Here is a 10,319-nt window from a genome sequence, read left to right on the forward strand (position 1 = left end):
GGGCGTCGCGCGACGACCCGGCCGGCGCCGAAGCCTCTGCCTCGAGACTGCGCTCCGGATCCGGCCCCAGCAGCACGAGCAGCACGCAGGCGACCAGGCAGGCCGCGAAGAGCCAGGCGGCCGAGGCCTCGGTCCCGGTGAGGCTGAGGAGCAGTGCGGCGAGGAACGGGCCGATGAACATGCCGAAGCGGAACGAGCCGCCGAGCAGGGCGAGCGCCCTGGCCCGGAACGAGAGCGGGACCCGGGTCGTCATGAAGGCGTGGCGCGCGAGCCCGAAGGCGGCGGCGCACAGCCCGATCACGAAGACCGCGGCGGCGAGGAGCCCGAGCGATGGCGCGAGGATGAGGCCGAGCACGCCGAGCAGGGCGAGTCCGCCGGCGCCGGCCATCGTGAGCCGCTCGCCGAAGCGCGCCACGAGCCAGCCCGCGGGCAGGTTGCCGCAGAGCTGTCCGACCACGAGAGCGGAGGCCACGAGACCCGCGACGGCGAGATCTCCGCCGAGGCGAGCGGCAAGGATCGGGATGAGCGGTACGACAGCGCCCTCGCCGATCGCGAACAGCACGGTGGGGCCGTAGATCATGGGGGCGAAGCGCAGCAGCACGCCCTTCGTCGACCCCGCCATCAGCCACGCTCCCCGATTCGCCGACCGCTTCCGCGGACACGATCCACCGTACACCTGGCCGCAGACGGCCGACCGGCGCGCGGGTCAGTCGTCGAGCAGCTCGGCCTCGATCACATCGTCGGGGCCGTCGCCGAGGCCGGCACCGGAGGCCGGCATCGATCCGGCGCTCTCGACCGACAGCGAGTCGCCGCCTGCCGCCACGTCGACCAGCACGGTCTGACCGTCGCGCACCTCGCCCGAGAGCACGGCCCGCGCCAGGCGGTCGTCGATCTCGTGCTGCATGAGGCGGCGCAACGGACGCGCCCCGTAGACGGGATCGTAGCCCTTCGCCGCGAGCCACACTCGCGCCGCGGGGGTCACCGCGACGGTCAGGCGGCGGTCCGCGAGCCGCGTCTGCAGCCGGTCGACCGAGAGGTCGACGATCAGCGCCAGGTCGGCCTCGCTGAGCGGGTGGAAGATCACCATCTCGTCGAGCCGGTTCACGAACTCGGGCTTGAAGGCGCGGCGCACGGTCTCGCGCACCGCGTCCTCTTTCTCCGCCCACGGCATATCGGGATCGATGAGGTACTGCGAGCCCAGGTTCGAGGTGAGGATCAGGATGGTGTTGCGGAAGTCGACCGTGCGGCCCTGGCCGTCGGTGAGGCGCCCGTCGTCGAGCACCTGCAGCAGCACGTCGAACACCTCGGGGTGGGCCTTCTCGACCTCGTCGAGCAGCACGACCGAGTAGGGCCGGCGTCGCACGGCTTCGGTGAGCTGGCCGCCCTGCTCGTAGCCGATGTAGCCGGGAGGAGCGCCGACCAGGCGCGACACCGAGTGCTTCTCGCCGTACTCGCTCATGTCGATGCGCACCATGGCGTGCTCGTCGTCGAAGAGGAACTCGGCGAGCGCCTTCGCGAGCTCGGTCTTGCCGACACCGGTGGGGCCGAGGAAGAGGAAGGATCCGGTCGGCCGGTTGGGGTCGGCGATGCCCGCGCGGGATCGCCGCACCGCGTCGCTGACCGCGCGCACGGCCTCGCCCTGCCCGATCAGCCGCTTGCCGAGCTCGTTCTCGAGCGCGAGCAGCTTCTCGGTCTCGCCCTGCAGCAGTCGCCCGACCGGGATGCCGGTCCAGGCCGCGACGACGCCCGCGATGTCCTCGTCGGTGACCTGCTCGTTGACCATGCGGGGCTCGCCGTCGACGGTCGCCTCACCGCTCATCTCGGCGCGCTCCGCCTCGGCGAGCTCCTTCTGGATCACCGGGATCTCCCCGTAGAGCAGCTTGGACGCCTTCTCGAGGTTGCCCTCTCGCTGGGCGACCTGCGCCTGCATGTTGAGCTGGTCCAACTGCTCGCGCAGCTCGCCCACGCGGTTCAGCGAGGCGCGCTCCTTCTCCCAGCGCACCTCGAGCCCGCTCAGCTCCTCCCGCTTCTCGGCGAGGTCCGAGCGCAGCTTCGCGAGGCGCTCCTTCGAGGCGTCGTCCTTCTCCTTCTTGAGGGCGAGCTCTTCGAGCTCCAGCCGCGAGACGGCGCGGCGCAGCTCGTCGATCTCCATGGGCGCCGAGTCGATCTCCATGCGCAGGCGCGAGGCGGCCTCGTCGATCAGGTCGATCGCCTTGTCGGGCAGCTGGCGCGCCGTGATGTAGCGGTTCGAGAGCGAGGCGGCCGCGATGAGTGCCGAGTCGGCGATCGTGACCTTGTGGTGCGCCTCGTAGCGCTCCTTGAGTCCGCGCAGGATCGCGACCGTGTCCTCGACGGAGGGCTCGCCGACGTAGACCTGCTGGAACCGGCGCTCGAGCGCGGCGTCCTTCTCGATGTACTCGCGGTACTCGTCGAGCGTGGTCGCGCCGATGAGGCGCAGTTCGCCTCGAGCCAGCATCGGCTTCAGCATCTGCGAGGCGGCCACCGACGACTCGCCGCCGCCGGCGCCCATGAGCGTGTGCAACTCGTCGATGAAGGTGATGATCTTGCCGTCGGACTCCTTGATCTCGGCGAGCACCGCCTTCATGCGCTCCTCGAACTCGCCGCGGTACTTCGCGCCCGCGATGAGCGCCGAGATGTCGAGCGAGATCAGCTCCTTGTCCTTGAGCGACTCGGCGACGTCGCCCTGGACGATGCGCTGGGCCAGGCCTTCCACGACGGCGGTCTTGCCGACGCCGGGTTCGCCGATCAGCACGGGGTTGTTCTTGGTGCGCCGGGTCAGCACCTGGCTGACGCGGCGGATCTCGCTGTCGCGCCCGATCACGGGGTCGAGCTTGCCGCTGCGCGCGACCTCGGTGAGGTTCACGCCGAACTGCTCGAGCGCGCTCTGCTCGCCCTCTTCGGCGGCGGGTTGCCAATTTGCCTGCATGTCTCCCTCTCTCGATCAGCAAGCGTTGCGGCGGCCGGGTCGGCCGGATCGCAAACTTGAGTGAATGTGACTCAAGTTTACTCGGACGGTCGCGATCGCGCCAGTGTCGCAGACTCGAGTTCCTGCGATCCGGCTGGGAATTGCGGCAGGGGCACCGTCCGGGTCGCTGCAAGGGATCCGCAGCGACGGCGCGCGGCACAATCTGGGGGCTACACGCTTCGACGACACGCAGTTCGGGCGGAGATCGCAGATCGGGCTGACGGAAACCGCCCAGGGGCTCCTCCCGAACTGAGATCTCCGCCCGAACTGCGAGATCCTCCCCGCTCGCGGCTCTCCCCTACTGCGGCGAGAAGGCCGAGGGCCCGCAGGATGGGAAGAGAGAAGAAGAAGAGATGAAGAGAGAGAGGCCGCTGGAGACGGAACAGGACCGCCGCCGAACGAATCGGCGACGGTCCTGGATCCGATCCGACAGGATCGGCGGTCGAGCGAGTGCGGGCGGACGGAGCGCCTCAGCCCACCCGGGCCGCCACGAGCTCCTCCGTCGTGACGACCTCGACCATCGGGCCGAGCAGCCCCATCAGCTCGATCGCCTGCTCGTGCGCGCGATCGGTGACGCCGGCGCAGGCATCGGCCACGAGCGTCACGTGCTTGCCCGCATCGACCGCTCCGAGCACGGTGGAGAGCACGCAGCAGTCGGTGGCGACGCCGCAGACGACGAGCCGCTGCCGCTCGCTGGTGAGCCCCGCGAGCTCTTCCCCCCACTTCGAGAAGGTCGGCAGGCTCACGATGTCATCGCCATCGGCGACCGGCATGGTGAGATCCCACACCGGCGAGTCCTCGGGCTCGCGGCACTCGTTCCAGCGCGCGTAGTAGTCGGACCAGCTGCCCGACTCCTGCGGATCCCGCACGAAACGCGTCCAGATCACCTCGCCCCGGTAGGCGTCGGTCAGCCGCGAGATCCGCTCGGCCGCCCGGTCGTAGCCCGGCGTCGCCCACTGACTGTCCGCGTCGCGGAAGACGTGCTGCATGTCGATGACGACGAGTGCGCTCGCCGTGCGTTCGCGGGGCTCGCTCATGCCGACGCCTCGACGCGATCCCGCCCGCCGCGGAGCAGCGAGGAGAGCGGGGGCAACGGGCGAAGCGCGACGTAGGCGATCGTCGCCGCGAGCGCGCCGGCCACGAACGACACGTCCCCGAACCCGGCGAACGCGCTCGCGAGCGGGCCGGTGAAGAGCGTCGAGGTCCAGAACAGCGCCGAGAAGGCGCAGCCGACGACCCAGGCCACGAAGCCCCACTCGACCGAGCGGCGCGTGTCGAAGAGCTCCTCGGTCGCGAGGTGGCCCAGACTGCGCATCCGCAGGTAGTAGTCGAGCAGCAGCACGGTGCTGAACGGCACCACCAGGTAGGCGAGGATGTTGAGGAAGTCGTAGAAGCTGCCGTAGGGGTTCGTCTGCATGAGCAGCGTGACCCCGAGGCTGATCAGCGCGATCAGCACGACGCCGACGATCCGGTTCACGGGAATGCGGATCGTGAGCAGCGACAGCGAGCCGCCGTAGAGGTTCATGGCGCTCACCGGAAGCGTCGAGACGACCACGGTGAGCATCGCGACGGGCGCCCACGAGCCGGTGAGCTCGGCGAGCGCGGGAATCGCGTCGAGTTCGCCGGCGAAGCTCGACACGAGCACGCCGATGCCGCCGAGCCACATCATGGCGACGAAGGTGCCGGTCGCCGTGAAGAAGGTCACCTTGCCGTGCGAAGTGGTCTGCGGCAGGTAGCGCGAGAAGTCGGAGGCGAACGGCGTCCACGTCATCACGTAGGCGAAGAAGAAGCCGGCGAAGGTGATCCAGCCGGCCACCTCGCCCATGTAGTACGGCGCCTCCGGGTTCACGCCGACGGCGAAGTCCACCTGCTGCATCGAGAGCACGGTGATGACGGCGAAGAGGATCGCGAGCACGACGGTGGCGATCTTGTTGATCAGGTGGATCAGGTTGTGCCCCCAGATCGCGAAGACCGCCTGGACGACGAAGATGACCGCCGCGGCCAGCCAGAACGGCACGTCGACGAGCATCTGCAGGGCGATGACCGCGAACACCGTGTTCACGGCCGTCCACCCGATCGCCGAGATGACGGTGAGCACCGCGATCGGCACGAAGTTCGCGAAGTAGCCCATCGGCCCGCGGGCCTGCACCTGCTGCGGCACGCCCATCTTCGTGCCGATGCCGGCCAGGACGCCCATGACGATGGCGCCGAGCAGCGTCCCCACGGCGACGGCGCTGAGCCCCTGCAGCACGGAGAGCCCGAAGAGCGAGGAGAAGAAGCCGGAGACCATCACCGCCAGCACCATGTTCGCTGCGAACCAGAGGGTGAACTGGTGGCGGGGGTGGCCGTGGCGTTCGGCGACCGGGATGTGCTCGGTGGCGAACGGTTCCGTTCGCGTGAGCGACGTGCCGTACTGCGGCTCGGCAGTTCCAGGGGTCGTGTCGGACATCGATGTCTCTGCTTTCACTCGGATGGGCTTTCTCTTGGGTGTGCTGGTGCCGCGAACGGCTCAGTGGTCTCGGTGCGCCCGTCCCGCCGATCTCGCGGGACGGGTGCACCCCCGGTCGGCGACCGGTACGCGTAAGGCGACTATCTGCTGATCAACTGATCCATCTCGTCCCGGGTGACCGTGTGCAGGCCGACGAATCGGTGATCCTTCTGCAGTTCTTTGACGAGGGAGATACCGAGCAGCGCGACGATGACCGTGAACGGCAGCGCCGAGAGCATGGCCGCCTGCTGCAGCGCGGAGAGCCCGCCGACGATGAGCATCGCGACGGCCGAGAGGCCGGTCAGAACGCCCCAGACCGTGAGCACCGGCCGCGTGGGCTCGAGCGTGCCGCGGGAGGAGAGCATGCTGAGCACGAAGGTGTTCGCGTCGGCGCCCGAGACGAAGTAGAGCACGACGAGGATGATCGCGATGATCGAGGTGAGCGTCGTGAGCGGCAGTTCGCCGAGCAGCGCGAAGAACGCCGAGTTCACGTCTTCCGCCGCCCGCGCGCCGATGCCGGCGCCGCGCTCCATGTCGAAGTTGATGGCGGAGCCGCCCATGATGGTGAACCACGCGAAGAACACGAGGCTCGGGATCCCCATGACGCCAGCGACGAACTGGCGGATCGTGCGACCCTTCGAGATCTTCGCGAGGAACACGCCGACGAAGGCGCCCCAGCTCAGCCACCAGGCCATCATGAAGTAGGTCCACCACTGCATCCACGCGACGTCGTCCGGAGTCGCCGGTGTGAGCAGCGCGACCTGGAAGAAGTCGCTCAGGTACTGGCCGACGGAGCGGAAGAACAGGTTCGAGACGAAGTTGGTCGGGCCGGCGAAGAGCACGTAGACGCCGAGCCCTGCGGAGAGCAGCATCGTGATCTGGCTGAGCCACTTGATGCCTCGGTGCACACCCGAGAGGGCGGAGAGCGTGAACATCACGGTGATCACGGCGATGATGACGATCTGCGGGAACAGTCCGGTCGGCAGACCGAACACCTGCGACATCCCCTCGATGATCTGGGAGGCTCCGAGACCGAGCGAGGTGGTGGTGCCGAAGAGCGTCGCGATGATCGCGAAGATGTCGATCATCTTGCCGAACCAGCCGTCGACCAGGTCGCCGAAGATCGGGCGCAGCATGGGCGAGACCAGACCGGTGTTGTGGCGGCGGTGGGTCGAGTACGCGATCGCGAGGCCGAAGACGCCGAAGACGGCCCAGGCGTGCGGGCCCCAGTCGAAGTACGAGAACTGCATGGCGCGCACGGCTGCGTCCATCGTCTCGGGCTCGGCGAGACCGTGCGGCGGGGTCACGAAGTGGGAGATCGGCTCGGCGACGCCGTAGCTGATCAGGCCGATGCCCATGACTGCCGAGAGGATCATGGCCAGCCAGGCCCAGGTGTTGAACTCCGGCCGATCCTCATCGGTGCCGAGGCGGATCCCGCCGAAACGGCTCATCGCCAGATAGACGAGCAGGATGATGCAGCCCAGCGTGACCAGCAGGTAGCTCCAGCCGATGCTCGCCGCCGCCCAGTTCATCGCGGCCGTCATCGATCCGCCGAGCGTCTCGGGCGAGATCATCGCCCACAGGGTGAATGCGATGACGAGTCCGATCGAGATCCAGAACACCGCGCCGGGCCTGTGCTTCAGCCGCTCGGCCTCGGCGACGGTGACCGACGAGGTGAGGAACCCCGTCTCGGTGCTCTCGGTGCCCAGGTGCGGGGCGGGCGGCGGAGCGTGATGGACCTCGTCGCGCGTGTCGTTGTCGCTCATACGAATCTGCACTTCCTCGTGTCGTAGTCGTTTCCGATGGAGATGATGGAGCCAGCAGGGCTGTCGGGGCTACTGGAGCTCGCTGAGCTCTGAGCTGTCGAAGAACTTGCCGGCCTTGTAGATCATGGCGTCGACCTCAGCGGCCTCCGCATGGGTGACCTTCGAGATGAAGACGGTGTGCGTCTTCGTGAGGAACCGCTCCTTGATCTCCGCCTCGATCGAGGCCGCGGAGCCGTCGATGAGCGGGCTCCCCGCCGGGCCGTGATGCCAGGCGAGCCGGGCGAACTTGTCGGGCTCGCGCGAGGCGAAGACTCCGACGGTGTCGCGCTGCTCGACGCTCATGATGTTGATGCCGAGGTGCGTCGCCTTGTAGAGCGGCGCGTGCGTCGACGTCGACTTCTGCACGCAGATCAGCACGAGCGGCGGATCGAGCGACACCGACGCGTACGAGTTGGCGGCCAGCCCGCGCGGCTTGCCCTCCTCGTCGATCGTGGTGACCACCGTGACTCCGGTGATGAACTGCCGGTTGAAGGCCTTGAGCGCGTCGATGCTCGGGACGCCGCTCAGGTCGTCGACGACGACCTCCTCGGCCGCCTCCTCGAACGCGGAGCGGAGCGAGGGGACGCCGACGTCGGCGAGCAGCTCGCTCTGGTCCCAGGTCACCTGCTCGCTCGCGACCCTGCCGTCGCGCAGCTCGAGCAGGTTGGACCCGCGGGTTTCGACGCGGCGGCCGGTCGCGGGCACGCCGTTCAGGTCGTTGCCGAAGGTGCCGACGGAGTGCCAGAAGACGGCGGCGCTCTCTCCATCGTCGTCGACGACGATGCGGTCGATCGTCGTCTCGAGATCCGGGAACGCGGATCGGGCGTCGAGGATCTCCTGCTTGAGCGAGGCGGCGTCGGTGATCCGGCCGGATCGCGTGCTGACTCGCCGGTAGTCGGGATGGAGGATCTCGTCGAAGGCGTCGACCTCGCCACGATCCCAGGCGGCCTCCCAGGCCTTCTGCACAGCGCCCTTGATGTTATGTTGCATGCAAGTGATCATAATTCGATCACCGCAGATCGTCAACACCATCGCAAAAATGCCTAATTTTCAGTAATTTCTACCGCGCAACCGGCCGGCGCTTGCGCTCCTGTCGTATACAAATTACAGTTGATGTATGCAACAGAGCATGGCCACCACGACGCAGCCGGCAACGCCCGGAACCGATGCGCCCCTGCTGGATCGGCTGCGCCGCCTCGTCGTCAGCGGCACGGCCCTGCCGGGCGAACTCCTCGCGGAGACCGCCCTCGCCGAAGAGTTCGCGGTCAGCCGCACCCCGATCCGGGAGGCGCTCAAGCAGCTGGAGCGCGAGGGTCTCGTCGAGATCCGCCCGCGCGTCGGGACGTTCGTCCGCAAGCCCACGCGCAAGGAGATCTTCGAGCTCTTCGAGCTCAAGGAGTCGCTCGAGGGCCTCGCTGCGAGCCTGCTCGCCCGCCGCGGCGACGTGCCCGAGCTGCGCAGTCTCGCGCACAACGTCGAGAACGAGCGCGAAGCGGTGCGTGCCGGAGACCGGACCGCCTACGCCACCCTGGTCCACGACTTCCACCGCACGCTCGTCACCGGCGCCGACAACCGCAAGCTCGGCGAGCACTACGAGCTGCTGATGAACCAGCTCGCCTACCATCGCATCGTCACGCAGACGCTCTCCCTCCCGGGCCGCCTCGACGCGTCCATGGACGAGCACCGGCAGATCCTCCTCGCCATCCAGTCGAAGGATCCGCTCTTCGCAGAACTCACCACCCGTCGCCACATCTCGAGGACCCGGGAGTCCGCCACCATCGCGGCCTTCGCCGAGTCCGACGACGCATAGTCCCTTCACACGATCACCAGGCATCAGGAGCCACCGATGAACAACCCCGCCGAACCCGCCGCGCGAACGACCGACCTCAGCACCCGGTCATCGCTGACCGACTACGGGGATATCGCCCGGGCCGCCGGCCTCCGCCGCATCTTCACCCAGACCGAGGAGATCCCTCGGGAGGGCGCCCCCGCGATCCGCCGAGCCGTCACCACGGCGGTCATCCGGAACCCCTGGGCCGGAACCGGCACCGACGAGGACCTGCAGCCCGAGACCCGGCGCGTCGCCCCCCTGCTGGCGAAGCTGATCAGCGATCGCCTGCTCGACGCGCTCGGCGGCGCCGACCAGGTCGAGGCGTTCGGCAAGGCCGCGCTCGTGGGCACGGCGGGCGAGCTCGAGCACGCCGGCGCGCTGATCCACACCCCCTACTTCGGCAACCTGCTGCGCGAGGCGCTCGGCGGCACCTCGATCATCTGCTTCGTCGACGGCCGGGCCGACGCCGGCGAACTGCTGCGCGTGCCGATGTGGCACAAGACCGCCGCAGCGACGCGCGACTACTACCAGACGATCGAGGCGAACCTCGCCGATGCGCCGCACCCCGGCGAGATCGCCGTCCTCGCCGCAGCATCGACCGGCCCCCGCCCCTTCGCCCGCATCGGCGACCGGGCCACCGATCGCCCCGTCACCTCCGAGATCCTGAAGGAGATCGTCCTGTGAGCACCGCAGCATTCACCTACCGCAAGCTCTTCACCATCGTCGAGGAGACGGCCCTCGAGGGCGGCCGCGACGTCGACCCGATCGCCCGTGTCGCCATCGTCGGCGCGGTGTTCGACAACCCGTGGAAGGGCCAGGGCTTCGTCCAGGATCTGCTCCCCGGCATCAACTCCATCGCCTCCGATCTCGGCGCGCTGCTCGCCCCCCGCGTCATCGAGGCGCTCGGCGCCCCCCTCGAGGCCTACGGCAAGGCCGCCATCGTCGGCCTGAACGGCGAGATCGAGCACGGCTCGGGCATCATCCACAACCTCCGCTTCGGCGACCACTTCCGCAATGCGGCGAACGCCACCACGCTGCTGCCCGCCGTCGAGAAGCGCGGCCCCGCCGGCGTCGCCTTCGACATCCCGCTGAAGCACTACACCGACATGAGGATCCGCTCGCACCACCAGAGCGTCGAGGCCCGCGTCGCGGACGCGCCGCACGCGGACGAGATCCTCGTCGCGCTCGCCGGCGCCGCGCAGGGCCGCC

General features: G+C 68.7%; 9 protein-coding genes. 3 read left to right on the plus strand and 6 right to left on the minus strand.

Annotation, left to right across the window (positions count from 1 at the left end):
* The 6 genes from ACFPZL_RS06725 to ACFPZL_RS06750 all read right to left on the minus strand — a co-directional run.
* Positions 1–622, minus strand: a 622-nt coding sequence (locus tag ACFPZL_RS06725) for an MFS transporter (protein ID WP_382334930.1), incomplete at its 3' end; no start/stop codon positions are given.
* A gap of 84 nt (positions 623–706) precedes the next feature.
* Positions 707–2,947 carry an ATP-dependent Clp protease ATP-binding subunit gene (locus ACFPZL_RS06730; protein ID WP_218115479.1) on the minus strand — a complete coding sequence of 747 codons (2,241 nt, stop codon included), beginning with the start codon at positions 2,945–2,947 and terminating at the stop codon, positions 707–709.
* Between the two features lie 509 nt (positions 2,948–3,456).
* Complete coding sequence (locus ACFPZL_RS06735; protein ID WP_218115477.1) at positions 3,457–4,023, minus strand: cysteine hydrolase family protein; 567 nt, start codon at positions 4,021–4,023, stop codon at positions 3,457–3,459.
* Positions 4,020–5,435: a purine-cytosine permease family protein gene (locus ACFPZL_RS06740; RefSeq protein ID WP_218115475.1), complete on the minus strand. Its 1,416-nt coding sequence runs from the start codon at positions 5,433–5,435 to the stop codon at positions 4,020–4,022. Before ACFPZL_RS06740 ends, ACFPZL_RS06735 begins: the two co-directional genes overlap by 4 nt.
* Positions 5,436–5,575: 140 nt before the next feature.
* A complete protein-coding gene (locus ACFPZL_RS06745; RefSeq protein WP_218115473.1) occupies positions 5,576–7,240 on the minus strand; it encodes a BCCT family transporter in 1,665 nt (554 codons plus the stop codon).
* 69 nt (positions 7,241–7,309) lie between these two features.
* Positions 7,310–8,269: a flavin reductase gene (locus ACFPZL_RS06750; protein ID WP_218115471.1), complete on the minus strand. Its 960-nt coding sequence runs from the start codon at positions 8,267–8,269 to the stop codon at positions 7,310–7,312.
* Between the two features lie 139 nt (positions 8,270–8,408).
* Between ACFPZL_RS06750 and ACFPZL_RS06755 the strand changes: the two genes are divergently transcribed.
* The 3 genes from ACFPZL_RS06755 to ACFPZL_RS06765 all read left to right on the plus strand — a co-directional run.
* Positions 8,409–9,089 carry a GntR family transcriptional regulator gene (locus ACFPZL_RS06755; RefSeq protein ID WP_218115490.1) on the plus strand — a complete coding sequence of 227 codons (681 nt, stop codon included), beginning with the start codon at positions 8,409–8,411 and terminating at the stop codon, positions 9,087–9,089.
* Positions 9,090–9,125: 36 nt separating this feature from the next.
* A complete protein-coding gene (locus tag ACFPZL_RS06760) occupies positions 9,126–9,794 on the plus strand; it encodes an amino acid synthesis family protein (protein ID WP_218115469.1) in 669 nt (222 codons plus the stop codon).
* The coding region (locus ACFPZL_RS06765) for an amino acid synthesis family protein (RefSeq protein WP_382334933.1) at positions 9,791–10,319 on the plus strand (529 nt) is incomplete at its 3' end. The genes ACFPZL_RS06760 and ACFPZL_RS06765, both read left to right, overlap by 4 nt.

Source organism: Leucobacter soli, from assembly GCF_042659205.1.
Lineage (GTDB): Bacteria > Actinomycetota > Actinomycetes > Actinomycetales > Microbacteriaceae > Leucobacter > Leucobacter soli.